General features: G+C 66.7%; 17 protein-coding genes and 2 tRNA genes. 9 read left to right on the plus strand and 10 right to left on the minus strand.

Features of this window, described 5'->3' with window-relative positions; translation table 11 throughout:
• Positions 1-3 precede the first annotated feature (3 nt).
• Both AC5Y4N_RS14295 and AC5Y4N_RS14300 read right to left on the minus strand, forming a co-directional pair.
• On the minus strand, positions 4-1,407 hold the full coding sequence (locus tag AC5Y4N_RS14295) for a serine/threonine-protein kinase (RefSeq protein ID WP_499908870.1): 1,404 nt from the start codon (positions 1,405-1,407) through the stop codon (positions 4-6).
• A gap of 45 nt (positions 1,408-1,452) precedes the next feature.
• On the minus strand, positions 1,453-1,854 hold the full coding sequence (locus tag AC5Y4N_RS14300; RefSeq protein ID WP_499908868.1) for a hypothetical protein: 402 nt from the start codon (positions 1,852-1,854) through the stop codon (positions 1,453-1,455).
• Positions 1,855-2,208: 354 nt separating this feature from the next.
• On the opposite strand from AC5Y4N_RS14300, the gene AC5Y4N_RS14305 reads away from it, so the two are divergent.
• Entirely contained in the window at positions 2,209-3,000 is a 792-nt protein-coding gene (locus tag AC5Y4N_RS14305; RefSeq protein ID WP_499908866.1) for an SDR family NAD(P)-dependent oxidoreductase, read from the plus strand.
• On the opposite strand, the gene otsB is transcribed toward AC5Y4N_RS14305, so the two are convergent.
• Together otsB and AC5Y4N_RS14315 are read right to left on the minus strand one after the other, a co-directional pair.
• Positions 2,963-4,126, minus strand: a complete 1,164-nt coding sequence (gene otsB, locus AC5Y4N_RS14310; protein WP_499909314.1) for a trehalose-phosphatase — start codon at positions 4,124-4,126, stop codon at positions 2,963-2,965. The two genes, AC5Y4N_RS14305 and otsB, sit on opposite strands and share 38 nt — an antisense overlap.
• Positions 4,127-4,209: 83 nt before the next feature.
• Positions 4,210-5,220 (minus strand): TIGR03617 family F420-dependent LLM class oxidoreductase, encoded by a 1,011-nt coding sequence (locus AC5Y4N_RS14315; protein WP_499908864.1) that lies wholly within the window; start codon positions 5,218-5,220, stop codon positions 4,210-4,212.
• A gap of 636 nt (positions 5,221-5,856) precedes the next feature.
• Here AC5Y4N_RS14315 and AC5Y4N_RS14320 point away from each other — a divergent pair.
• The 4 genes from AC5Y4N_RS14320 (at position 5,857) to AC5Y4N_RS14335 (ending at position 17,840) form a co-directional block, all read left to right on the plus strand.
• Positions 5,857-15,060 carry a fatty acid synthase subunit beta domain-containing protein gene (locus AC5Y4N_RS14320; protein WP_499908862.1) on the plus strand — a complete coding sequence of 3,068 codons (9,204 nt, stop codon included), beginning with the start codon at positions 5,857-5,859 and terminating at the stop codon, positions 15,058-15,060.
• Between the two features lie 9 nt (positions 15,061-15,069).
• A complete protein-coding gene (gene acpS, locus AC5Y4N_RS14325; RefSeq protein ID WP_499908860.1) occupies positions 15,070-15,465 on the plus strand; it encodes a holo-ACP synthase AcpS in 396 nt (131 codons plus the stop codon).
• 82 nt (positions 15,466-15,547) lie between these two features.
• A complete protein-coding gene (locus tag AC5Y4N_RS14330; protein WP_499908858.1) occupies positions 15,548-16,873 on the plus strand; it encodes a dipeptidase in 1,326 nt (441 codons plus the stop codon).
• A gap of 352 nt (positions 16,874-17,225) precedes the next feature.
• The gene (locus tag AC5Y4N_RS14335) at positions 17,226-17,840 is read left to right on the plus strand and encodes a hypothetical protein (RefSeq protein WP_499908856.1); all 615 of its coding nucleotides are present in this window, start codon (positions 17,226-17,228) and stop codon (positions 17,838-17,840) included.
• Positions 17,841-17,858: 18 nt separating this feature from the next.
• Here AC5Y4N_RS14335 and bcp read toward each other — a convergent pair whose 3' ends face one another.
• Positions 17,859-18,347 (minus strand): thioredoxin-dependent thiol peroxidase, encoded by a 489-nt coding sequence (bcp, locus tag AC5Y4N_RS14340; protein WP_499908854.1) that lies wholly within the window; start codon positions 18,345-18,347, stop codon positions 17,859-17,861.
• Positions 18,348-18,448: 101 nt separating this feature from the next.
• Between bcp and AC5Y4N_RS14345 the strand changes: the two genes are divergently transcribed.
• Positions 18,449-18,676, plus strand: coding sequence for a DUF3618 domain-containing protein (locus AC5Y4N_RS14345; protein ID WP_499908852.1), 228 nt, complete (start codon positions 18,449-18,451; stop codon positions 18,674-18,676).
• 471 nt (positions 18,677-19,147) lie between these two features.
• On the opposite strand, the gene AC5Y4N_RS14350 is transcribed toward AC5Y4N_RS14345, so the two are convergent.
• Positions 19,148-19,220, minus strand: a tRNA-Lys gene (locus tag AC5Y4N_RS14350).
• A 162-nt stretch (positions 19,221-19,382) separates the two neighbouring features.
• On the opposite strand from AC5Y4N_RS14350, the gene AC5Y4N_RS14355 reads away from it, so the two are divergent.
• Positions 19,383-20,603, plus strand: a complete 1,221-nt coding sequence (locus AC5Y4N_RS14355) for a L,D-transpeptidase (protein ID WP_499908850.1) — start codon at positions 19,383-19,385, stop codon at positions 20,601-20,603.
• A gap of 38 nt (positions 20,604-20,641) precedes the next feature.
• On the opposite strand, the gene AC5Y4N_RS14360 is transcribed toward AC5Y4N_RS14355, so the two are convergent.
• Positions 20,642-20,714: transfer RNA gene (locus AC5Y4N_RS14360), tRNA-His, on the minus strand.
• 36 nt (positions 20,715-20,750) lie between these two features.
• Entirely contained in the window at positions 20,751-21,398 is a 648-nt protein-coding gene (gene orn, locus AC5Y4N_RS14365; protein WP_499908848.1) for an oligoribonuclease, read from the minus strand.
• A 53-nt stretch (positions 21,399-21,451) separates the two neighbouring features.
• Here orn and AC5Y4N_RS14370 point away from each other — a divergent pair, with 53 nt between their 5' ends.
• Positions 21,452-23,002, plus strand: a complete 1,551-nt coding sequence (locus AC5Y4N_RS14370) for a helicase HerA-like domain-containing protein (protein ID WP_499908846.1) — start codon at positions 21,452-21,454, stop codon at positions 23,000-23,002.
• Positions 23,003-23,072: 70 nt separating this feature from the next.
• On the opposite strand, the gene cmrA is transcribed toward AC5Y4N_RS14370, so the two are convergent.
• On the minus strand, positions 23,073-23,879 hold the full coding sequence (gene cmrA / locus AC5Y4N_RS14375) for a mycolate reductase (RefSeq protein WP_499908844.1): 807 nt from the start codon (positions 23,877-23,879) through the stop codon (positions 23,073-23,075).
• Between the two features lie 63 nt (positions 23,880-23,942).
• Between cmrA and AC5Y4N_RS14380 the strand changes: the two genes are divergently transcribed.
• Complete coding sequence (locus AC5Y4N_RS14380) at positions 23,943-25,226, plus strand: MFS transporter (RefSeq protein WP_499908842.1); 1,284 nt, start codon at positions 23,943-23,945, stop codon at positions 25,224-25,226.
• On the opposite strand, the gene AC5Y4N_RS14385 is transcribed toward AC5Y4N_RS14380, so the two are convergent.
• The gene (locus tag AC5Y4N_RS14385; RefSeq protein WP_499908840.1) at positions 25,223-25,960 is read right to left on the minus strand and encodes an MmpS family transport accessory protein; all 738 of its coding nucleotides are present in this window, start codon (positions 25,958-25,960) and stop codon (positions 25,223-25,225) included. The two genes, AC5Y4N_RS14380 and AC5Y4N_RS14385, sit on opposite strands and share 4 nt — an antisense overlap.
• Positions 25,961-25,962: the final 2 nt, after the last annotated feature.

Genomic DNA, 25,962 nt, shown 5'->3' on the forward strand with positions numbered 1-25,962 from the left:
CGGTCACGGCGGCCCGAAGATGTTGCCGCGCCGGATGTCTTCGCGACACTTCAGCCTCGTCTGGTGGGTTTCCTCGACGCAGACCCGCACCTGTTGTTCGATGCCCGGCTCGTACACCTGATCGGTGGGACCCGGGGTGGCAGCCGACGGGGCGGGCACCGAGCTGGTGTACAGCGACCACACCGTGTCACCCGTCGTCGGCAACTTCGAGCAGTAGGCCTGCGCGCCGGTGGATGTCACGCCTGCGGCGCCCAGGGTCGCGCAGTCGGCGCCGATCAGTACCACCGGCATCGCCGGCGCCGCCGGACCGGCTGATGCTGCGCTCGGCGATGCCGGCCGCGCAGGCTCACGGCTCGGTGACGCCGACAGCTCGCGGTCTCGGCCGAACAGCAGCACTGCGACAGCGGAGACGCCCACGAGCAGCAGCGCCAGCACCACGGTGACGACTATGACCGGGCGGACTCGCGAGCGCTTCCGCACCGGGCTCGGCTGCTCCGATTTATGCCTGGGCCCCGATGCCGCGGGCGCCTCGGTGGTGACCTCGGTCGCGCCGGTCTCGGCGGCCACCGTGCCCAGCCGATGGGCAAGTGCCGTCGCGAACGCCGTGCAACTCTCGTAGCGATCGGCCGGGCTCTTCGCCAGCGCCTTGGAGAACACCGGCCCCAAATCCGACAGGGCAGGCCGTCGAGTGCCGATGGCTGGCGGCGGCGCGCTGAGGTGCTGGCTGATGACGACCGCCGGATTCGAATGCGCAAACAGCTGCGTCCCCGTCAGCAGATGAAAAGCCGTGGCGGCCAACGCGTACTGGTCGGCACGCCCGTCGAGCGGCTCGCCCATCAACTGCTCCGGCGCGGCATACGCGACCGTCCCGACCGTCATGTTGGTTCCGGTCAAACCGCTGGCATCATCCACCCAGCGCGCAATCCCGAAGTCGGCCAACAAGATTCGCCGCGCATCGGAATCGGGGTGCGACATCAGGATGTTGGCGGGCTTGACGTCGCGGTGCAGGAGCTGACGCTGGTGTGCGTAATCGAGCGCTTCGGCAACCGCGATGATGATTCTGACTACCTCGTCGGGCGGCATCCCGTGCGGATAACGCTCTTGCAGTAGTCGTGCCGCATCGGTGCCCTCGACGTAGTCCATCGAAATCCACAGCTGGCCCTCGAACTCGCCGCGGTCGTGCACGCCGACGATGTGCGGATGCCACAGCGTGGCGGCGATGTCGGCTTCGCGGTTGAAGCGCTGACGATATTCGTGGTCGCCGGTGAACGTCGTCGGCAGCACCTTGAGCGCGTCGTTGCGCGGCAGCCTGGGGTGTCGGGCCAAATAGATCTCGCCCATCCCCCCGGAACCCAGGTGCCGCAGGATCGTATAGCCCGCGAAACTCTGGCCATCGGCCAACGGCATGGGCGCATACTACAAGTCGCCGGCCGATGGCGAACTCGATCACGCCTACCCGGCTCGTGTTTCTCCGTGGGTGCCGCCAACAGCACGGCGCCGGTCCCGGCTGACCGACAGCAGTGACCTTCCGTCGGGATGCACGACGCGATGCGCCGGCGCTGATGCCGGGCGGGCGGAGGAGAGCGGCCGGAACCGCCGGTCCAGCGCGGCGACCATCCAGTCGATCTCTTGCTGTTCGCGCTGCGCACGGCGGACCAGGCGGGCGATGTCACGAATGCCGGCCAGATCGCCGGCGGCCTCGTAGCTGGCGATCGTGCCGAGGTGCTTGGCGATCGCGACCTCGAGCTCTGCGCGCTGCTCGATGAGCAGACGACGGAAGTAGGCGCCCTGGCTGCGGTCGGCTGCTTCCGAGGCGGTGGCCTCGAACTTGTCCCTGCTCGCGGAGTCGTTCACCAGAGGAAATTAACCCGGGTACCCGGTAGCCGCACGGCGGCGCCGCCGGGCATCTCGGCGGTTCGCCCCGGTGGGCTCAGGAGTTGCCAATAGTCACTACGTCCTCAGGAGCAGGAACAGCAAAATGCTTGAGGAGGGTGTCTGTCGGCACGGATTACTAGTGACAAGGGCGATCGCGCTCAGCGTCAACAGCTTTGGGTGCCGTGTCGGCCAGCGGGTTCCCGGTCGTTCCGAAGCCAGCAAATCAGACGGACGGGTGGTGGTGTCTATCGGCGCGGCGGCGGGTGAATTTGAATCGTTGTGAGGCTTACCCGGCGGCGAATGACTTCTGCCGGCTCCGGGTAGGCCACCCCAATGGTTGACGACAAACCCCTAGCCCTGGTCACCGGAGCGTCAAGCGGCATCGGCTTCGAGCTGGCCACCCAGTTCGTCGAACACGGTTACGACGTGGTGGCCGCCGCCGACGACGACGGTATCCATGATGCGGTGCGCCGGCTGTCCACGGGCGGCGCGCGTGTGCACCCCGTCCAGGTCGACCTGCGCACGGCCGACGGCGTCGAGCATCTGTACAAAGCGGCCACCGAGGGCGGCCGACCGATCGCCGCGGCGGCCCTGAACGCCGGCGTCGGACGTGGCGGCAAGTTCGTGGACACGGAACTGGCCGACGAGCTGGACATCGTCGACCTCAACGTCCGCTCGACCGTGCATCTGGCAAAGCTGGTGTTGCGGGACATGGCGGCCCGCAACGCCGGCAAGGTGCTGTTCACGTCGTCGATCGCGTCGACCATGCCTGGCTCGTACCAAGCGGTCTACAACGCCTCGAAGTCGTTCGTCCAGTCGTTCGCCGAGGCCCTGCGCGACGAACTGCGCGACACCGATGTCACGGTCACATCGCTGATGCCGGGGCCCACCGACACCAATTTCTTCGCCCGGGCCAAGATGCGCGACACCCCGGTGGGCCGCATGCCCAAGGACGATCCCGCCAAGGTCGCCCGACAGGGTTTCGACGCGATGATGCGCGACGACCAGAAAGTGGTCGCGTCGTCGCCGATGAGCAAGCTCACCGCCACGATGAATCAGTTCCTGCCGGACGCAGTCACCGCGAAGCTCAATCGCCTGCTGTCGCTGCCATTGCCAAATCGCTGATCCGGTCGAGGAATTCGCGCACTTCGTCGGGATTCTCCAGGGTGAATCCGGCTGCCGAGCGGCGATCGCCGTCTTCGCTGTGGCGCACCAGAATTCCGATGCCGTCGTCACGCACGGCGTCGAACGCGTCTTCGTCGGTCAGGTCGTCCCCGATATAAATCGGGAGCACATCCGGTCCCTCGGATGCCGCGATCTGCCGACGGATCCACGACAACGTCGTGCCCTTGTTCCAGTCGACGTCGGGCCGAAGCTCGATGACCTTGCGGCCGTTGGTGACACGAAGTCGCTCGCGCCGGCCGATGCGATGCGTGCTGGCCGCGACTTCGCCGATGTGCTCGTCGTCGACGTCACGGTAGTGTACGGCGACGGCAAAACGCTTGTGCTCCACCCGAATTCCCCTGACCGACGCCAGCGTCTCGCGCAGTTCCTCGGCCGCCTGCTCCAGCACTGGCACGGCGGCCGCGGCGTCGTCGTTGCGGCGGTAGCTGCCGTCGGGCGCCACGGACTCGAAACCGTGGCTGCCCGCATACCACAGGCTGGCCACCCCCACTCGGTCACGGATATCAGACAGGTCGCGACCCGACAGGATCGCGACCGGACACCGCGTCGCCAATCGGGCAAGAGCCTCTGCGGCACCGTCGACCAGCCGTGCGGTGTCCGGGTCGGGCACGATCGCCGACAGCGTGCCGTCGAAGTCCAGACACACCGCTGGGCGATGGCCGTCGATGATCTCGGCAATCTGCCCAAAGGACTCGAGCGCGTCGGGAATCTGAGACATCGGGCGGTCGCCCGTGCGCACCCCGACCTCGCTTAGGTCGCCGACCACGGCGTCGGCGCCGCGTTCCAGCAGCGTGGCGGGATTGTCGCGGTCGAGCCCGATCACCAACGAGAAACCCCCGTTTCGAGCCGCGGCTATCCCGTCCGGGGTGGCGTCGACGACGACGGAGCGTTCGGCCCGGGCGCCCAGCTGCCGCGCCGTCTCACGAAGCCGCGACGCATTCGAGGGACCGGGCTCGGCAACGGCTGTGCGGACGTCGACGCCGTGTAGTCGGCCGACCAGTTGATCGACCGAATCACCTTGCGCCACCTGGAAAATCACGGCATCGTGCAGGCGCGGATCGATCATGACCCGCGGTGACGCATCGCCACCCGTCTGCGAGGTGATCACGCGGGAATCCTTACACACCGCACGGGACGCGACGTCGTTTGCTAACCCGCGTGCAGCGCCGCGGTAAGGGCCCGGATGTCGGCATTGGGAATCTCGTAGCCCGGGAAGTACACGCAGACGCGCTGGGCCACATCGCCGAACCTGGTCAGGATTTCGGCGGCGCAGTCCTCCGGCGTGCCCCGCACCGCGAGCGTGGTCAACAGGTGGTCGTCCACGAGATCGGTCATCGCGGCGATGTCGCCACGCTTGGACAGGTGGTTGAGCTGGGGTTGCAGTTCACCGCGGCCTTCGACCTCCAGCACAGGCACGTAGGCAGGAGTGGATCCGTAGAACGCCAGCAGTCGGCGCACTCCCATGCTGGCGGCCTCCAATTGGGACTCTGTGCGCCCGACGGCGGCGATCACCTGCGGGACGATGTCGAAGTCGGCACGGCGGCGGCCTGCGCGGCGCAGACCGTCGTCGACCGCCGCGAGTGTCCGCTCGCGGAAGTGGCGCGCCGAATGAAACGGCATCACGAGCAGCCCGTCGGCCACCTCAGCGGCGGCCCGGGTCATCAATGGGCCAAGGGCACCGAGGTAGATCGGCGGAACTCCGTGCGGGTTCGGGCCTGGGTCGAACGTCGGGGTCATCAACGTGTGCTTGGTGAATTCGCCGCGAAATTGCAGCGGTTCGTTGTGCTGCCAGGCGGTCAGGATGGCCCGCACGGCAAGGACGGTTTCACGCATCCGCGCGGCGGGACGGCTCCAGCTGCTGCCGTAACGGCTTTCGATGTGCGGCCGGATCTGCGAGCCCAGACCAAGGCGGAAGCGACCGCGCGACAGCAGCTGCAGGTCATAGGCGGCATGCGCCAGGTGCATCGGGCTGCGCGGCAATGCGATCGCGACGTTGGTCATCAGCGCCAGATCCGTGGTGGCTGCGGCAGCGGCGAGCGGAAGGAAGACGTCGTGCTGGCCCTCGAAGGTGAACAGGCCGTCCACGCCGGTCGCAGCCAGTTCTCGTGCGCGTTCGCCGGCTCGATCCGGGCGGGCGTCGAGCTGAATGTGCACGTGCATCGGCTCAGCTTCGCGGTGCCGACACTGCCGTCGCATCCGCGACACGCCGTCGGGGCGTTCGGATCCGCAGACTGGGGGGACCGGGCCAGCGTGGCCGTCGACATCAATCGCATTCCCAAAGCCGAACTTCGGTCAGTGGGATTAACTGCAACTAGCAGTTTCGGACACAACGCCAGCAAACTTTTTTCACCGATTTCAGTGAACAATTGTCGACTGATTGCCCGAGCAAGTGCTTGCCCGGCCGTCGCGAGCTGACGCGGGCGTCGATAAATTTCTTCATAACGATTTGGTAACAATCATGCTGTGAACAGCGCTGTTGTAGCTACTCGACCGTAACCACCGGCACGCAGGCGGTTTGTCGCGCAACCTCCGGAGCCCGAATCGGCGCCTTGTTACAAACTCGACGGTTACTTATGCGTAGAACTCGCCAGTAACCATTCTTGTGGGCGTGACCGGCCAATTTCTTATGCCACTCTTATTGCAGTCAGCGGGGCGAGCAGAGCCGCGGCGGACCGTCGCCGGCGCGCCGCGGCCGGCAGGCACCGCTGAAGATTCGACGGGGAATCGCAGCACCCTTCGCGACGCAGCGCAAGGACACAGGCGAGACACGGAAACGATGCTGAGGAGACGCGACACGTGACGATCCACGAACACGACTGGGTGCCCGCTGGCCGCGACGGCGATTCCCCGACGCCGGCGTCCAGCCACGCCCTGGTCGATCGTCTCAGCGCCGGCGAACCGTACGCGGTGGCGTTCGGCGGGCAGGGCAGCGGCTGGCTGGAGAACCTCGAGGAATTGGTGTCGTCGGCCGGCATCGAAGACGACCTGGCGGCTCTGGTGGCCGAAGCCGAGGTGATGCTGGCGCCGATCGCCGACGAACTCGTGGTGGTGCGTCCGATCGGGTTCCAGCCGCTGCGCTGGGTGCGGGCGCTGGCCGCCGGTGAGCCGGTGCCCACCGCCAAGCAGCTGACTTCGGCTGCGACGTCGATGCCTGGCATCCTGCTCACCCAACTGGCGGCCATCCGCGCGCTGACCCGCCAAGGGATGGATTTCGCCGCCACACCGCCTGTGGCCTGCGCCGGACACTCCCAAGGTGTGCTGGCCGTCGAGTCGCTGACCACCGGCAGCACCCGCGACGCCGAGCTCATGGTGCTCATCCAGCTGATCGGAGCCGCCTGCACGCTGGTGGCGCGCCGACGCGGCATCTCGGCGCTGGGTAACCGCCCGCCGATGGTGTCGGTCACCAACGCCGACCCGCAACGGATCCGAGAACTGCTCGACGAGTTCGCCAAGGACGTCCGTACTGTGCTGCCGCCGGCGTTGTCGATCCGCAACGGCCGGCGCTCGTCGGTGATCACCGGCAGCCCCGAGCAGCTGGCCCGCTTCGAGCTGTACTGCCGGCAGATCGCCGACACCGAGGCCGCCGAACGCAAGAACAAACTGCGTGGCGGCGCCGTGTTCAACCCGACCTTCGAGCCGGTGCAGGTGGAGGTCGGCTTCCACACCCCGCGGCTGTCCGACGGCGTGACGATGATCGACCGCTGGGCCGAGACGATCGGGCTCGATGCCGAGCTGGCCCACGACATGGCCGAGTCGATCCTCGTGCGGCCGGTCGACTGGGTGCAGGAGGTCGACAAGCTGCACCGAGCCGGGGCCAAGTGGATCCTCGATCTCGGGCCCAGCGACATCCTGACGCGCCTCACGGCCCCCGTGATCCGCGGCCTGGGCGTCGGCATCGTCCCGGCGGCCACCCGCGGCGGACAGCGCAACCTGTTCACCGTCGGTGCCGTTCCGGAGGTCGCGCAGCCGTGGGCCAGCTACGCCCCGGCTGTGGTCCGGCTGCCCGACGGGGCAGTGAAGCTGTCGACGAAGTTCACCCGCCTCACCGGGCGCTCACCGATCCTGCTCGCGGGCATGACGCCGACGACCGTAGACGCCAAGATCGTCGCCGCGGCCGCCAACGCCGGGCACTGGGCCGAACTCGCCGGCGGCGGGCAGGTCACCGAGGAGATCTTCACCAAGCGCATCGAGGAATTGCAGACGCTGCTGGAGCCCGGCCGGGCGATCCAGTTCAACTCGCTGTTCCTCGACCCGTACCTGTGGAAGCTGCAGATCGGCGGCAAGCGGCTGGTGCAGAAGGCGCGCCAGGCGGGCGCGCCGATCGACGGTGTCGTCGTCAGCGCCGGCATCCCCGAGCTGGAAGAGGCCGTCGAGCTCATCGACGAACTCCGCAGCGTCGGCATCTCCCACGTGGTGTTCAAGCCGGGCACCGTCGAACAGATTCGCTCGGTGATCCGCATCGCCGCGGAGGTGCCCACCAAGCCGGTGATCGTGCACATCGAGGGCGGTCGCGCGGGCGGCCACCATTCGTGGGAGGACCTCGATGACCTGCTGCTGACCACGTACTCCGAGTTGCGAGCCCGCTCCAACATCACCGTCTGCGTCGGCGGCGGCATCGGCACGCCCGAGCGCGCCGCGGAATACCTGTCCGGGAAATGGGCCTTGAGCCATGGCTATCCGCTGATGCCCATCGACGGCATCCTGGTAGGCACCGCGGCGATGGCCACCAAGGAGGCCACCACCTCGCCGCAGGTCAAGCAGATGCTCGTGGCCACGCAGGGCACCGACCAGTGGATCGGCGCCGGAAAAGCTCAGGGCGGCATGGCTTCCAGCCGCAGTCAGCTCGGCGCTGACATCCACGAGATCGACAACGCCGCGTCGCGGTGCGGTCGGCTGCTCGACGAGGTGGCCGGCGACGCCGACGCCGTGGCGGCGCGCCGCGACGAGATCATCGCCGCGATGGCCGCCACCTGCAAACCGTATTTCGGTGATGTCGGCGAGATGACGTACGCGCAGTGGCTGCGCCGGTACGTCGAATTGGCTGTGGGAGAAGGGAATTCGACGGCCGACACCGCTTCTTCCGGCACACCGTGGCTCGACATCAGCTGGCGCGACCGCTTCGAGCAGATGCTCAAGCGCACCGAAGCGCGCTTGCATCCCAAGGATTTCGGGCCGATCGAGACCCTGTTCGACGATCCGCAACTGTTGGAGCGGCCGCATGACGCAATCGCCGCGTTGCTGACCCGCTTCCCCGACGCCCAGACCATCCAGCTCCATCCGGCCGACGTGCCGTTCTTTGTCGAGCTGTGCAAGACCCTGGGCAAGCCGGTCAACTTCGTCCCTGTCATCGACAAGGACGTGCGCCGGTGGTGGCGCAGCGATTCGCTGTGGCAGGCCCACGACGCCCGCTATGACGCCGATGCGGTGTGCATCATTCCCGGTACCGCAGCGGTTTCGGGCATCACCCGCGTCGACGAACCCGTCGGCGAGCTGCTCGACCGGTTCGAGCAGGCGGCCATCGACCAGGTGCTGGCGTCCGGCACCCAGCCCCGACCGGTGCTGTCCCGGCGGCAGGTTCGCAAGGACGTCTCCGGCCCGCTGGCCGTGGTCCTGGACGCCCCGGACGTCGTCTGGGCCGGCCGCATGGCCAGCAATCCAGTGCACCGCATCGCCGACCCGTCCGACTGGCAGGTGCGTGACAACCGTTCTGCCACACACCATTCCACCGGTGCCCGGCTCGAAGTGACCTCTGACGACCAGGTGGTGCTGTCTGTTCCGCTGTCGGGCACCTGGGTCGACATCAGATTGACGCTCACCAACGTGGTACGCGACGGCGGCGCGCCTGTGGTGTCCGTTCAAGACGCCTCTGCCGCGATGCGTTCGGTTCTCGCGATCGCCGCCGGCGTCGATAGCCCCGATGCAATGCCGGCCGTCGAGGACGGTGCTGCCCGGATCACGGTCGCGTGGAATCCCGAGGAGGTCGCCGACCACACCGGCGTCACGGCGACGTTCGGCGCGCCGCTGGCGCCGACGCTGAGCGTCGTACCCGACGCGCTCGTCGGCCGCTGCTGGCCCGCGGTGTTCGCGGCGATCGGCGCGGCCACCACCAGCAGCGGCTTCCCCGTCGTCGAAGGGTTGCTCAGCCTGGTGCACCTCGACCATGCCGCGCACCTGCACACCACGTTGCCGACGCAGGCTGTCGAATTGAGCGTCACCGCAACGGCTTCCGAAGCCACCGACACCGAGGTCGGTCGGGTGGTGCCGGTCGAGGTCACCGTCACCACGATGGACGGCACGCTGCTGGCCACGCTTCAGGAGCGGTTCGCGATCCGCGGCCGCACCGGCTCATTGGAGCTCACCGATCCCCTGCGTGCCGGAGGCGCGGTGTCGGACAACGCCACCGACACGCCGCGTCGGCGCCGCCGCGACGTCACCGTCACCGCACCCACTGACATGCGGCCGTTCGCCGTCGTGTCGGGCGACCACAACCCGATCCACACCGACTTCGCCGCCGCATTGCTGGCCGGGTTGAAAGGCCCGATCGTGCACGGGATGTGGCTGTCCGCGGCGGCTCAGCACGTCGCCGCCGCCACCGACGGGCAGGCCAGGCCGCCGGCACGGGTGATCGGGTGGACAGCGCGGTTCCTGGGCATGGTGAAGCCCGGTGCCGAAATCGATTTCCGCGTCGACCGGGTCGGAATCGACCAGGGCGCGGAGGTTCTGGAGGTCGCGGCCCGCGTCGGCTCCGAGCTCGTCATGTCGGCCACCGCACGGCTGGCCGCACCGAAGACCGTGTACGCATTCCCCGGCCAAGGCATCCAGCACAAGGGCATGGGCATGGAGGTCCGGGCCCGCAGCAAGGCCGCCCGCAAGGTCTGGGACTCCGCCGACAGGTTCACCCGCGAGACGCTGGGTTTCTCTGTGCTGCATGTGGTTCGGGACAACCCGACCAGCCTGATCGCCGCCGGGGTGCATTACCAGCACCCCGACGGTGTGCTGTATCTGACACAGTTCACTCAGGTCGCGATGGCCACTGTCGCGGCCGCGCAAGTCGCCGAGATGCGGGAGAAGGGCGCGTTCGTCGAAGACGCGATCGCGTGCGGGCACTCGGTGGGTGAATATACCGCGCTGGCATGCGTGTCCGGGGTCTACGAACTCGAGGCGCTGCTGGAGGTGGTGTTCCACCGCGGCAGCAAGATGCACGACATCGTGCCGCGCGACGAGCTGGGCCGGTCCAACTACCGGCTGGCCGCCATCCGGCCGTCGCAGATCGACTTGGCCGACAAGGACGTTCCGGCGTTCATCGACGAGATAGCCAGGCGCACGGGCGAATTCCTGGAGATCGTCAACTACAACCTGCGCGGTTCGCAGTATGCGATCGCCGGCACGGTGCGCGGCTTGGAGGAGTTGGAGAAAGAGGTCGAGCGACGCCGCGAGATCACCGGAGGCAAGCGGTCGTTCATCTTGGTGCCCGGCATCGACGTGCCCTTCCACAGCTCGGTGCTGCGCGTCGGCGTGCCGGAGTTCCGCCGCTCGCTCGAGCGGGTCATGCCGCGGGACAAAGACCCGGACCTGATCATCGGGCGCTACATCCCCAACCTGGTGCCGCGGCCGTTCTCCCTGGACCGCGATTTCATCCAGGAGATCCGCGATCTCGTGCCGGCCGAGCCGCTCGACGAGGTTCTCGCCGACTACGACACGTGGCGTAACGAGCGGCCGCGTGAGCTGTGCCGCAAGGTCGTCATCGAGCTGTTGGCGTGGCAGTTCGCCAGTCCCGTGCGCTGGATCGAGACGCAGGATTTGCTCTTCACCGAGGAGGCCGCCGGTGGGCTCGGGGTCGAGCGGTTCGTCGAAATCGGCGTGAAGTCCTCGCCGACGGTGTCGGGACTCGCGTCGAACACGCTGAAGTTGACCGAATATGCCCACAGCACAGTCGAAGTGCTCAACTCTGAGCGCGACGCGGCGGTCCTGTTCGCGACGGACACCGACCCCGAACCCGAGGCGGATATCGACGAGGTCGTCGAAACAGCCTCTGCGCCCGCAGAATCCGCGCCCGCACCGGCGGTACCGACTGCCCCGGCTAATTCGCCGCGGCCGGACGACATCCCGTTCGACGCCTCCGACGCCACGCTCGCGCTGATCGCGCTGTCGGCCAAGATGCGCATCGACCAGATCGAGCCACTGGACTCCATCGAGTCGATCACCGACGGTGCGTCGTCGCGGCGCAACCAACTGCTGGTCGACCTCGGGTCCGAGCTGAACCTCGGCGCCATCGACGGCGCCGCGGAGGCCGACCTGTCCACGCTCAAGTCGCAGCTGACCAAGCTTGCGCGCACCTACAAGCCGTTCGGGCCCGTGCTGTCCGACGCGATCAACGACCAGCTGCGCACTGTACTGGGCCCGTCGGGCAAGCGGCCCAACTACATCGCCGAGCGCGTCCGCAAGACGTGGGAACTCGGCGACGGGTGGGCCAAGCACGTCACGGTCGAGGTGGCACTCGGCACTCGGGAAGGCAACAGCGTGCGCGGCGGCAGCCTCGGCGGCCTGCACGACGGCGCGCTCGCCGACACCGCGTCGGTCGACAAGGTGATCGACGCGGCCGTGGCCGCGGTGGCCGCACGCCGAGGCATCGCGGTCGCGCTGCCGTCGGCCGGCGGCAGCGGAAACGCGACCGTCGACGCGGCGGCACTCTCGGAGTTCACCGAGCAGATCACCGGACGCGACGGCGTGCTGGCCAACGCGGCCCGACTGGTGCTCAACCAGCTCGGCCTCGACGACCCGGTCAGCACACCGGCGACGGCCACCGACGCAGAGCTGATCGACCTCGTCACCGCCGAACTCGGTTCGGACTGGCCGCGATTGGTCGCGCCGGTGTTCGACGGGCGCAAGGCCGTGGTGTTCGACGACCGCTGGGCCAGCGCCCGCGAAGACCTGGTGAAGATCTGGCTGATGGACGACGACGAGGTCGACGCCAACTGGGCAGCGCTGGCCGAGCGCTTCGAGGGCGCCGGGCATATCGTCGGCACGCAGGCCACTTGGTGGCAGGGTAAGGCGCTCGCTGCGGGCCGCAACATTCACGCGTCGCTGTTCGCCCGTGCCGCGGCCGGGGCGGAGAACCCCGGCAAGGGAACCCACAGCGACGATGTCGCAGTGGTCACCGGCGCGTCGAAGGGCTCGATTGCGGCGGCCGTGGTGGCGCGGTTGCTCGACGGCGGCGCGACGGTGATCGCGACCACCTCGCGGCTCGACGACGACCGGTTGGCGTTCTACCGCGCCCTTTACCGCGACCACGCGCGTTTCGGCGCGGTGCTGTGGGTGGTGCCGGCAAACATGGCGTCATACTCCGACATCGACGCGCTGGTGTCGTGGATCGGCAGTGAGCAGACCGAAAGCCTTGGGCCGCAGTCCATTCACGTCAAGGACGCGCAGACGCCGACGCTGCTGTTCCCGTTCGCGGCGCCGCGCGTGTCCGGTGACCTGTCGGAGGCCGGTGCCCGCGCCGAGATGGAGATGAAGGTGCTGTTGTGGGCCGTGCAGCGGCTCATCGGCGGGCTGTCGACCATCGGGGCCGAACGCGACATCGCGTCGCGGCTGCACGTGGTGCTGCCCGGCTCGCCGAACCGAGGCATGTTCGGCGGCGACGGCGCCTACGGCGAGGCCAAATCCGCACTCGACGCGGTGGTGTCGCGGTGGAAGGCAGAGACGTCGTGGGCGCAGCGCGTGTCGCTGGTGCATGCGCTGATCGGCTGGACCCGTGGCACCGGGCTGATGGGTCACAACGACGTGATCGTCGACGCGGTCGAAGAAGCCGGCGTCACAACGTATTCCACCGACGAGATGGCGGCAATGCTGCTGTCGCTGTGCGAACCGGAGTCGCGGGTGGCCGCGTCGATGGAGCCGTTGCGCGCCGACCTGACCGGCGGCCTGGCCGACGCCCAGCTCGACATGGCCGAGCTGGCCGCCAAGGCTCGTGAGGAAATGTCAAGCGAGACAGCGGAATCGACGACGGACGATGCCGGCACCATCGCTGCCTTGCCGTCGCCGCCGCGTGGCTACACCGCGGCACCGCCGCCGCCGTGGGAAGACCTCGACGTCGACCCGGCCGATTTGGTGGTCATTGTCGGTGGCGCGGAACTCGGTCCGTACGGCTCGTCGCGTACCCGCTACGAGATGGAGATCGACAACGAGCTGTCGGCGGCCGGTGTTCTGGAACTGGCGTGGACCACCGGGCTCATCAAATGGGAGAACGACCCGAAGCCCGGCTGGTACGACACCGAAACCGGTGAACTGGTCGACGAATCCGAGCTCGTCGAGCGGTACCACGATGCGGTCGTGGAGCGCACCGGCATCCGCGAGTTCGTCGACGACGGCGCGATCGACCCGGATCACGCATCGCCGCTTCTGGTGTCGGTGTTCTTGGACAAGGACTTCACGTTCGTCGTCTCCAGCGAGGCCGACGCGCGGGCGTTCGTCCAGTTCGACCCCGAACACACGGTCATCCGGCCGCTGCCGGACAGCACGGATTGGCAAGTGACCCGTAAGGCCGGTACCGAGATTCGCGTGCCGCGCAAGACCAAGCTGTCGCGGACCGTCGGCGGACAGATTCCCACAGGGTTCGACCCGACCGTGTACGGGATCACCCCGGACATGGCCAGCTCGATCGACCGGGTGGCGCTGTGGAACATCGTCGCCACCGTCGACGCGTTCCTGTCATCGGGCTTCACCCCGGCAGAGCTGATGCGCTGGGTGCACCCGAGCCTGGTTGCCAACACCCAGGGCACCGGCATGGGCGGCATGACGTCGATGCAGACGATGTACCACGGGAACCTGCTCGGCCGGAACAAGCCGAACGACATCCTGCAGGAAGTGCTGCCGAATGTCGTTGCCGCGCATGTGGTTCAGAGCTACGTCGGCAGCTACGGCGCGATGATCCACCCCGTCGGGGCGTGCGCCACCGCGGCGGTGTCGGTCGAGGAGGGCGTCGACAAGATCCGGCTGGGTAAGGCCGAACTGGTGGTGGCCGGCGGCTTCGACGACCTCACGCTGGAGGCGATCATCGGCTTCGGTGACATGGCGGCCACTGCCGACACCGAGATGATGCGCGCCCGAGGCATCAGCGACTCGAGGTTCTCTCGCGCCAACGACCGGCGCCGGTTGGGCTTCGTCGAGTCGCAGGGCGGCGGAACGATCCTGCTGGCGCGCGGCGACCTCGCGGTGAAGATGGGGCTGCCGGTGCTCGCGGTGGTGGCGTACGCGCAGAGCTTCGGCGACGGCGTGCACACCTCGATCCCGGCGCCGGGTATGGGTGCGCTCGGCGCCGGACGAGGCGGCAAGCAGTCGGTGCTGGCGCGGTCGCTGGCCAAGCTCGGCGTGGGTCCCGACGACATCGCGGTGATCTCCAAGCACGACACCTCGACGCTGGCCAACGATCCCAACGAGACCGAGCTACACGAGCGGCTCGCGGAGTCGCTGGGCCGGTCCGACGGGGCGCCGCTGTTCGTGGTGTCGCAGAAGAGCCTCACCGGCCACGCCAAGGGCGGCGCGGCGGTGTTCCAGATCATGGGGCTGTGCCAGATCCTGCGCGACGGTGTCGTTCCGCCGAACCGCAGCCTGGACTGCGTCGACGACGAGATGGCCGGCTCCGCCCATTTCGTGTGGCCGCGCGAAACGCTGCGGCTGGGGGAGAAATTCCCGCTGAAGGCGGGGCTGGTCACCAGCCTGGGCTTCGGGCACGTGTCGGGTCTGGTCGCGCTGGTGCACCCGCAGGCGTTCCTGGCCACGCTGTCGGAGGAGCAACGGCGTGACTACAAGCAGCGGGCAGATGCGCGGGTGATGGCCGGTCAGCGGCGGCTGGTGTCGGCGATCGCCGGTGGGCAGCCGCTCTACGAGCGGCCCGCGGACCGCCGCTTCGACCACAACGGGTCCGAGAAGCGCCAGGAGGCCGAGATGCTGCTCGATCCGACGTCGCGTCTCGGCGACCGGGATGTCTACACCCGCTAGGTTGCCTTTATGGCGATAGTGGGGTTGGGGATCGATCTGGTCTTCATCCCCGATTTCGCGGAGCAGGTCGACCAGCCGGGAACGGTGTTCGCGGAGACGTTCACGCCGGGGGAGCGCCGCGACGCCGCCGACAAGAGCTCGTCGGCGGCACGGCATCTGGCTGCGCGCTGGGCCGCCAAGGAGGCGGTGATCAAAGCGTGGTCAGGGTCACGGTTCGCGCAGCGGCCGGTGCTGCCGGAGGGGATCCACCGCGATATCGAGGTAGTCACGGACATGTGGGGACGGCCGAAGGTGCGGCTGTCCGGCGCGATCGCCGAGCATCTCGCTGACGTCACGATCCACGTGTCGCTGTGCCACGAGGGCGACACCGCCGCCGCTGTCGCGGTCCTCGAGGCCCCCGCTTGATCCCGCGAGCAGACGCTAACTCGCATCTCGCGACCTAGGATTATGCGATTCAGCGTCTGCTCGCGCGGCTAGCCTCGATGCCATGAGCGATCTCGTCGAGCGCGTCCGCGATCTCCTGCCCTCGGTGCGCCGCGATCTGGAGGACCTGGTGCGCATCGAGTCGGTATGGGCCGACCCGGGCCGCCGCACAGAAGTGCAGCGCAGTGCGCAAGCGGTCGCCGACCTGTTGACAGCGGCCGGATTCCACGACGTCGAGATCGTCGCCGAAGGTGGCGCCCCGGCCGTCATCGCCCGTCACCCGGCCCCGCCCGGCGCGCCGACGGTGCTGCTGTATGCGCATCACGACGTGCAACCCGAGGGCGACCACGCGCAGTGGGCTTCACCGCCGTTCGAGCCCGACGAACGTGGCGGCCGGCTCTACGGCCGCGGCACCGCCGACGACAAGGCAGGTATTGCAACGCATTTGGCTGCTTTCCGTGCGCACCAAGGCAATCCGCCGGTGGGTGTCACGGTGTTCGTCGAAGGCGAAGAGGAGTCGGGCTCGCCGTCACTGCACAAGTTGCTCGACGCCCACAAGGACAAGCTGGCGGCCGATGTGATCCTGCTGGCGGACTCGATGAACTGGAGCACCGAGGTGCCGGCGCTCACGGTGTCGCTGCGTGGGCTCGTCGACTGCGTCGTGGAGGTGGCGACACTCGACCACGGCCTGCACTCGGGCATGTGGGGCGGCGTCGTGCCCGACGCGCTGATGGTGCTGAGCCGGCTGCTGGCGAGCCTGCACGACGACGAGGGAAACGTGGCCGTCGCCGGCCTGCATGAAGGCACTGCCGCGGAACTCGACTACCCACCCGAGCGGGTGCGGCAGGAGACCGGCCTGCTCGACGGCGTTCGGGAGATCGGCAGCGGCACTGTGCCGCAACGGCTTTGGGCCAAGGCCGCCATCACCGTCATCGGAATCGATGCCACTCCCATCGCGAAGTCGTCGAACACACTGATCCCCAGTGCTCGGGCAAAGATCAGTCTGCGCATCGCCCCGGGCAGTGACGCGAAAGCACATCTCAATGCGCTCACGCGTCATCTCCAGGAGCATGTGCCGTGGGGCGCGAAAGTGATTGTCACACCGGGGGATATGGGCCTGCCGTATGCGATCGACGCCACCGGCCCGGCCTACGACGCTGCGAGGGCAGCGTTCCGCGAGGCGTGGGGCGCCGAGCCTGTCGACATGGGTGTCGGCGGCTCAATCCCTTTCATCGCCGCATTCGCCGACGCCTTTCCCAACGCGAAGATTCTGGTCACCGGAGTGGAAGACCCTGCGACACAAGCACATAGCGTCAACGAAAGCCTGTACCTCGGCGTGCTGGAACGTGCCGCGATCGCCGAGGCGCTGTTGCTGGCGAAGCTGGGTTAGACGGACAAGTCGCGCCGCAGCTTGTCGACGTGGCCGGTCACCTTGACGTTGTACTGCGCAAGGCGAGACGCGAGATGCGCCGCCATACAAGTTCCGGCCAAGCAACGTTCGATCAGAAGATTAACGCCGCTACGCGACGAAGAGGCGCATAATAAGCGCTGTGCGCAGCCAGACTTAAGTCTTGGGGAGCGATCGGATGGGTGAACTTACATCGGGCGGCACCAATCGGTCAGCGCCTCGGTTGCGCAAGCCTTCGAAAGACAAGCAAGCGAGATCCCTGGCCGCCAAGAGAAGACGTCGCGCTCGACGGCGTTCTGAACAGAAGGAACTGGATGTACGTACGGATCCACTGATGGCCGCAAAGTCGGTGGCACTCAATGCCGTCCCGCAAACCGGAAAGATCTGCGAAAAAACTGTCGCTGTCGTCATGGCTAAGTACTGGAACGACGAGTTGACGCCCGAACAACGCCGACGGCTGGAGCGTGCGCTACAAGACCATGGTTACCCATTTCGGGGATCTGCACTATCCGCGCTGGTCAAATATGCCAAGGATGAACTGAAAAGGCGCGGCCATATCCTGGAGCAACCGCCATTTCGTGTAGAGGTTCAGCAACAACGGCCCGAGTTGCCGAAATCGCTACCTGTTAGGCGAATCCCTTCAGTGATCAACCAACTCAACACCAATTCTTGGTCGGCCGATAGTGAGTTGAGCAGGCTGGGTTACAAAGTAGGACAGCAAGGTAAAGACCCGGTTGTAAGACGGCGCATTTTAGACCAAGTTTATCGCTCCGAGAAGAAGATCGACGGTTGGGGCGGCCCGAGCACTCCGCAGCGTCTGGAAGCGATAATGGGACACCTTCGGAGACAGATTCAGCTTAAGAGCGGTCACAGGAAAGCTGACTACGGGGCGGCCATTTTAGACTGGCGAGCAGATCTGGCCTGGTTGGAGTCGAATTACCGTCGATGAATAAAAGACGCAGCCAGCCTATTTGTTCGATGCGAGGTCGACGAGGATCTTGTTAACCAATGTCGCCGTATGTGCGGCCTTGACGTTGTACCGAGCCAGCGCGATCTTGCCCTGTTCGTCGACGACGAACGTCGACCGGATCACACCTTGCACCGTCTTGCCGTACATCTTCTTCTCGCCGTAGGCACCCCAGGCCGTTAGCACCTCGCGGTCAGGATCCGACAGAAGTGGAAAAGTCAGCCCTTCGGCGTCGCGGAACTTGGCCAGCTTGGCTGGCTTGTCCGGCGAGATACCGACGACGTCCAGTCCGGCTTTGTTCAGTTCGTGCAGGTTGTCGCGGAAGTCGCACGCCTGTTTGGTGCAGCCGGGAGTCGACGCTGCCGGGTAGAAGTAGACGATCAGCTTGCGGCCGCGGTAGTCGGCCAGCGACACGGTGTTGCCGTCGGCGTCTTCAAGGCTGAAGTCGGGGGCTTTCTCGCCCACCTCGAGCCGTGTCGTCGCGCTCATCTGCTGGATCTTCCCTTCGTCACACACCAGTGCGCTGGTTCGCACCTCGGCTGATCTAGGGTAGTGCGGCAGGCAGCAACCCTTCACAGGCGGAGGACATCGTGGCGGACCGTGACCCTGAGGCCATCAAAGCCGACATCGACCGTGCCCGCGACCAATTGGCTGCCACCGTCGACACGTTGACCGAACGGGCCCATCCGCGCCGGTTGGTCAACGACCTCAAAGTCGCCACCGTCACCTTCTTGAAGAAGCCGCCCGTGACGTACACATTGATCGGCGTCGGAGCGCTCACTGTGGTGTTGGCGATCCGCCGGGTCCGCAACCGTTGACAGCAGCGCGACGGCTAGGCGCTGGTGCGCCGCCGCCACCACCCGACGAATCCAAGCGCACGGACGCGCATGGTGCCCACGCGCCCGAGCCTGTTGCAGGTGTAGACGGTAGTAGGTAGCTGTGTGTACCTGCTGCGCGATTGCTCAGCAATGGCTGAGGTGCCGCCGGAACCCACTGGCCCCGAACCTTCCGGCTGGCTCCCTGACATCTACAAAGACCCCGGTTCCCTACGTGCACCGGCTATTTGCCGTATGAACGTATCGATTCCGTTAATGATGTTCGCAAACCTACCCTCGTGCCCGGCGAACCACAAGCAAACAATCAGAAATTGCCGAGCAACGATCGTGGTGGATCTGGGATTTGCTGGCTTGACCTGGCATAACGGGCGAACGACGAGCCGGCCGTGTCGCGAGCGTCACAAGAAGAGGCGGCCAACGATGTTCGCGCGCAGGCAAATAACGAAACAACAGTGCGCCGTCAGGGTTTCGAACCCCGGACCCGCTGATTAAGAGTCAGCTGCTCTACCAACTGAGCTAACGGCGCGTCGACAGGCGACGATAACAGGCTAGCGCAGCGCGAGCCAAAGCAGGCACCTGCCAACGGAACGGCGTTACCCGTCGATGGCACGCTGCACGCCCAGGTTGCCCTTAGACTATTGCCAAAGAACGGTATCGAATTAGCCGTGGCTGTGAGGTGGAACGACGTATGTGGCAGGTCCGTTCAGCGACGCATGGGCGTCGGCATCGGTCCTGGTTGATCGCTCTCACCCTGGTTTCGGCACTAGCCTTGGGCCTCTGCGGCTGCAGCAGCAACTCCGCGTCCGACGCGCCGAAGGTGATCACCGACAAAGGCACTCCATACGCCGATCTTCTGGTGCCCAAGCTGCAGGCATCTGTCAAAGACGGGGCGGTCGGTGTCGCGGTGGATCAGCCGGTCACCGTCACCGCTGAAGACGGTGTGCTGGGGGCGGTGAGCCTTTCGAGGTCCGACGGCACCTCGGTGGAGGGGAAGTTGAGTCCTGACGGGCTCACGTGGTCGACCAGCGAACCGCTGGGCTACAACAAGCAGTACACGCTGACCGCAGAGGCACTCGGGCTCAGCGGCATCTCCCGTCAGCGCATGACGTTTCGCACTCACTCGCCTGAGAACCTGACATCGGCGTATGTCTTGCCGAATGACGGCGAGGTGGTGGGCGTCGGGCAGCCGGTGGCTATCCGCTTCGACGAGAACATCCCGAACCGGCTGGCCGCGCAGCGCGCGATCAAGATCACGACGAATCCTCCGGTCGAGGGAGCGTTCTACTGGCTGAACAATCGGGAATTGCGTTGGCGGCCCGAGAAATTCTGGAAGCCCGGCACCCAAGTGGACGTCGCGGTTGACATCTACGGCGTCGACATGGGCAACGGCCTGTTCGGCCAGGACGACGTCAAGACGCACTTCACCATCGGTGACGAGGTGATCGCTACCGCCGACGACAACACGAAGACCATCACGGTGCGTCGCAACGGCGAAGTGATCAAGACCATACCCACCTCGATGGGCAAGAACAGCACGCCGACCAACAACGGTATTTACATCGTCGGCGACCGGTTCAAGCACATCATCATGGACTCGTCGACCTACGGCGTTCCGGTCAACTCACCCAACGGATACCGCACCGACGTCGACTGGGCGACGCAAATCTCCTACAGCGGCATCTTCGTGCACTCGGCGCCGTGGTCGGTGGGCGCGCAGGGCAACACCAACACGAGTCACGGGTGCCTGAACGTAAGCCCCAGCAATGCAATCTGGTTCTACAACAACACCAAACGCGGCGACATCGTCCAGATCGTCAACACCGTCGGGGCCACGTTGCCGGGTACCGACGGGTTGGGCGACTGGAACATTCCGTGGGAGCAGTGGAAAGCCGGTAACGCCAACACGTAGCGTCGCGGAGTCGCTGGCAAAAACGACCCTGACCTCGGGGTGAGTGACGGGACTCGAACCCGCGACTTCCAGGACCACAACCTGGTGCTCTACCAGCTGAACTACACTCACCATCGCCGCCTGCACGTGCGGGCGGCGAACGCGATATTAGCCGCTTGTGGCCTCCGGAGCCGAATCCAGATCCCTCGACGGGCCGGCGCGTCCGTTGATTTCCGCCGCGATCGCCTCGATCTCGCTGGTCGACGGCCCTGGTGGGGGCACGAACACGGTGCGCCGGTAGTACTTCAGCTCGCGGATCGACTCGTGGATGTCGGCGACGGCGCGGTGCGCCAACCCCTTCTCCGGCTGGCCGTAATAGATGCGGGGATACCACCGCCGGCACAGTTCCTTGATCGAGCTCACGTCGATCATCCGGTAATGCAGGTAGTCGTCGAGGGCAGGCATGTCCCGGGCGATGAATCCGCGGTCGGTGGCAATCGAGTTGCCCGCCAACGGCGCTGTCTTGGCCTGTGGCACAAAGGCTTTGATGTAGTCGAGCACCATCGCCTCGGCTTGCGCCACGTCGACCGTCGACGCTCGCACCTCGTCGACCAGCCCCGAGCGGCTGTGCATCTCGACGACCACGTCGAGCATCCCGGACAGCGCGTCGTCATCGGCGTGGATCACCACGTCCACGCCGTCGCCCAGCACGTTCAACTCACCGTCGGTGACCAGCGCGGCGATCTCAATCAGCCGGTCCTTTCGAAGGTCGAGGCCGGTCATCTCGCAGTCGATCCACACCAATTCGTCACGCACAGCGCTCAACAGTAAGCCGTCATGGCTGCTCGATGGCAGTAGTGTCAGGTCCGATGAGCACAGAACCGTCGCTGTCGCCCGCCCAGCAGATCGCCGCCGGGTACGCAGTAGAGGGCAAAGCGCTGGAGCTGGGCACGGTGGTGGTCGACGGGGCAGTCGATCCCGCCGCCCGGATTCGCATTCCGCTGGCCACGGTCAACCGCCACGGCCTTGTGGCCGGCGCGACCGGCACCGGTAAGACGAAATCGCTGCAGGTGATGGCCGAGCAGCTGTCGGCGGCGGGCGTGCCGGTCGTGATGGCCGACATCAAGGGCGACCTGTCGGGGCTGTCACGACCCGGCTTGGCGACCGACAAGACCATTGCCCGCGCCAAGGACACCGGTGACGACTGGGCTCCTGCCGCGTTTCCCGTCGAGTTTCTGTCCCTGGGCACCGGCGGCGTCGGCGTACCGGTGCGCGCCACCATTTCCAGCTTTGGGCCGATCCTGCTGTCAAAAGTTCTGGGGCTCAACCAAACCCAGGAGTCGACGCTCGGCCTGATCTTCCACTGGGCAGACCAGAAGGGCCTGTCACTTCTCGACCTGAAAGATCTGCGCTCCGTCATCACGTTCTTGTCCAGCGACGAAGGCAAACCCGAGCTCAAGGCGCTCGGCGCGGTATCACCGACCACCGCCGGTGTGATTCTGCGCGCGCTGGTGAACCTCGAAGCCGAAGGCGCCAACACGTTCTTCGGCGAGCCGGAATTGGAGCCCAAGGACCTGTTCCGGCTGGATTCGCAGGGCCGCGGCGTCATCACACTGCTCGAACTGGGCAGCCAAGCGACGAGGCCGGTGCTGTTCTCGACGTTTTTGATGTGGGTTCTGGCCGATTTGTTCACCTTCCTTCCCGAGGTCGGGGACCTGGACAAGCCCAAGCTCGTGTTCTTCTTCGACGAGGCTCATCTGCTTTTCACCGACGCCTCGAAGGCGTTCCTCGAGCAGGTGGAACAGACCGTCAAGCTGATCCGGTCCAAGGGCGTCGGCGTCTTCTTCTGCACCCAGATGCCCACCGACGTGCCCAACGACGTGCTCTCGCAACTTGGGGCCCGCATCCAGCACGCGATTCGCGCGTTCACCCCGGACGACCAGAAGGCGCTTGCGAAGACCGTCCGCACCTTTCCGAAAACCAAGGCGTACGACCTCGAGTCGGCGCTGACGTCGCTGGGCATCGGCGAGGCAGTAGTCACCGTGCTATCGGAAAGCGGCGCGCCGACGCCGGTGGCGTGGACGCGGATGCGCTCGCCGCGTTCGCTGATGGATGCCATCGGCCCCGACGCCATCGCCGCCGCCGCGAAATCCAGTCCACTGCAAGCGGTTTACGGCGAGACCATCGACCGGGAGTCGGCCTACGAACGGCTCAACGCGCGGTTGGCGCCGCCGGCCGAACAGCCGGGCGAGGCGACCGTTTCCGGCACCGCTACAGCGCGTGATGCCGCCGAGCCGGGATTCTTCGAGAAGATGTTCGAGAGCCCGGCGTTCAAGAGCGCAATGCGGTCAGCCGGAACAGTGCTCGGCCGCGAGATCACGCGCAGCATTCTCGGGACAGGCAGCCGCCGCCGGCGCTGAGCGCCCGAGGCGGTAACTGGCGCGGCGAATATCGACAAGCCGCCTCGCGGAATTCCGTTTCGGCGCAGAACTAGCCGCCGCCTAGGCGTTTGTAGAACGCGCCGACGATCGGGGCCACGATCGCCCGCGGGGTGTAGCCGCTGGCCACCGACATCGCCTTGGACGTGACACCTGGCACCACGCGCATTTTGTTGCGCTCCAGGCCGTCCAGCGACAGCTTCGCCGTGTGCTCGGTTGAGATCCAGAGAAATTCGGGCACCAGCTTGTCCACCAGCGACGCCTCCTGTTCGTCGGGCGTCGCGGTGCGCACGGGTCCGGGCGCCAGCAGCGTGACATGCACGCCGGTCTTCTTCAGCTCGCCCCGCAGCGATTCGCTGAACGTGTTCACGAACGCTTTGGTCGCCGCATAGGTGGCGTTGTTCGGGATCGGTGAATTGCCCGCTGCCGAACCGGAAATCAGGATGCCGCCCGCCCGACGCGAGACCATGCCCGGCAGCACGGCGAGCGTAAGGTCGTGCACGCCAAGCACATTGAGCTGCACCTGAGCTTTCTCGCCCGCCGGATCCAACGACGCCACCGGGCCGAACGTCGCCGTCCCGGCGTTGGCGCACAGGATCGAGATGTTGCGCGACGCCAGCTCGTCGGCCAGCTTGGTGCGCTCAGTCGGATCGGCGAGGTCCACCGGCCGCACCTCGACGGTGACGCCGTATCGGTCGGTGAGCCGTTCCGCTAGGGCGTTCAGCACGTCTGCGCGTCGGGCGGTGATGATCAGGTGGTGGCCGCGGGCGGCCAGTTCGGTGGCCAGCGCTTCGCCGATGTTCTGGGACGCTCCGGTAACGACGGCGCGCGCGTCGGGACTGGGTGCGGGTACTGGCATGCCGACGATCGTAGACAGATAGGTTCTGCTCTTCGCGCAAGCGGCTCGATAGGCTCGGCGACCATGGCCGCTCCCCGCTCGCGCGTGCTGGCCTGGGCGTTGTGGGACTGTGGGTCGACGGGGCTGAACGCGATCGTCGTCACGTTCGTCTTCTCCGTCTACCTCACTGACGCCGTCGGCGCGGGCATGCCCGGCGGCACCACGCCGGCCAGTTGGCTCGGCCGGGCGCTCACTGTCGCGGGCCTGGCGGTCGCATTGCTCGCTCCGGCGATCGGCGTGTGGGTGGATGTGCCGCAGCGGCGGCGACGCGTGCTGGGCGCGCTGACCGCGACGGTGGTGCTGCTCACGTCGGCGATGAGCCTCATCCGCGACGATCCCGGATATCTGTGGGCCGGTCTGGCCCTGCTTGGGCTGACAGCGGCCGCCAGCGACCTGGCCAGCGTCCCGTACAACGCGATGCTGCGCCAGCTCGCCACCCCGCAGACCTCGGGCCGAATCTCCGGATTCGGATGGGCTGCAGGGTATGTCGGCAGCGTCGCACTGCTGTTGCTGGTGTACGGCGCATTCATCGCCGGCGACGGGCCCACCCAAGGCTTGCTGCACGTCACGACCGCCGACGGCTTGAACGTCCGCGCGGCCATGCTGCTGGCAGCGGCGTGGCTGGCGCTGTTCGCGCTGCCCGTTCTGATCGCGCCCCCGCCGCCCGTCGACGTCGACGCCGCCCGTCCGTCGCGAACCGGGGTGTTCGGCGCCTACCGCGCGTTGTGGTCCGACGTCGTCGCGGAATGGCGCCGCGACCGCAACCTGGTGTACTACCTGCTGGCCAGCGCCCTGTTCCGGGACGGACTCAGTGGCGTGTTCACATTCGGTGCGGTGCTGGGCGTCGCGGTATACGGCATCTCTCGGGCCGACGTGTTGCTGTTCGGGGTGACGGCCAGCGTGGTGGCCGCCGTCGGGGCGGTGATCGGCGGCCTGCTCGACGACCGGATCGGATCCAAGACCGTCATCCTCGGCTCGCTGTCGGCGATGATCGCCTCCGGTCTGGTGCTGATGTCGCTGTCGGGCGCGACCGCCTTCTGGGTTTGCGGCCTGCTGCTGTGCTTGTTCATCGGCCCCACGCAGGCGTCGGCGCGAACCCTGTTATTGCGGATGACCGCCCACGGCAAGGAAGGCGTGGCGTTCGGCCTCTACACCACGACGGGCCGGGCGGTCGCGTTCGTCGCACCATGGATGTTCTTCACATTCGTCGACGCGTTCGGCACCGACCGCGCCGGGATGGGCGGGCTGCTGGTGGTGCTGGCCGTCGGATTCTCGGCGATGCTGGCGGTCCGTACGCCGGCCCGTTAGCCCGACGGGCTGCACACCGTCAGCAGCGCACCGGTGCGCTGCTGCACCTGCACGCCGCCGATGCTGATCTTGCAGGTGACATTGCGACCGGAGTTGATCACGGTCACGCTCGCCGAATTCTGCGCAGGCTTAGGCAGATTCACTTCCTTGTGCCAGGGCAGCAGCACATTGAACTCGGTCTGCATAAGGCCGCCTTCGTCGATGTACGTGATGTTGATCGCTCGGCCCTGGCCGGTCACCTCGTAGACCACCGGCTCCGTCTCACCCGAGGTGTTGGGGCTAGTTGTCGGGTTCGGAACCGACAGCGTGGGAAGAGGAATCGGGAAGATCGACGGCATCGAACGCTCCGACGTCGTGGGCGTGGGCGTGCGGGTGGTGGTGCTCGACGGCATCGCCGGAATCGACGTCTCTTGGCGGGAAGGGTTCGTGGTGACGAACAGCATCCAGATCACCAGCCCGATGACGACGGCCAGCGCAAAGCCAGCCGTCGCCCACAGCCAGGGCCGCGGGCCGCGAGGCGGTTCGGGCGGCGGCTCGCTGGCCGGCGTCGGCGCGCCCGTCTGTGGATACGTCTGGGTCCAGTACTGAGGCAGTGGCTCGGTCGAGCCCGGATGGCCGGAGGCGGGGATCGGGGAGTAGGCCGGCGGCATGTTGCCGGCATAGGCCGGATCGGAATAGGCCGGATTCGGGCTGGAGGGATCCGAAGGCGATCCCGGCCGCGGCGAATCGGTCATAT

This window comes from Mycobacterium sp. NGS19 (genome assembly GCF_059813155.1).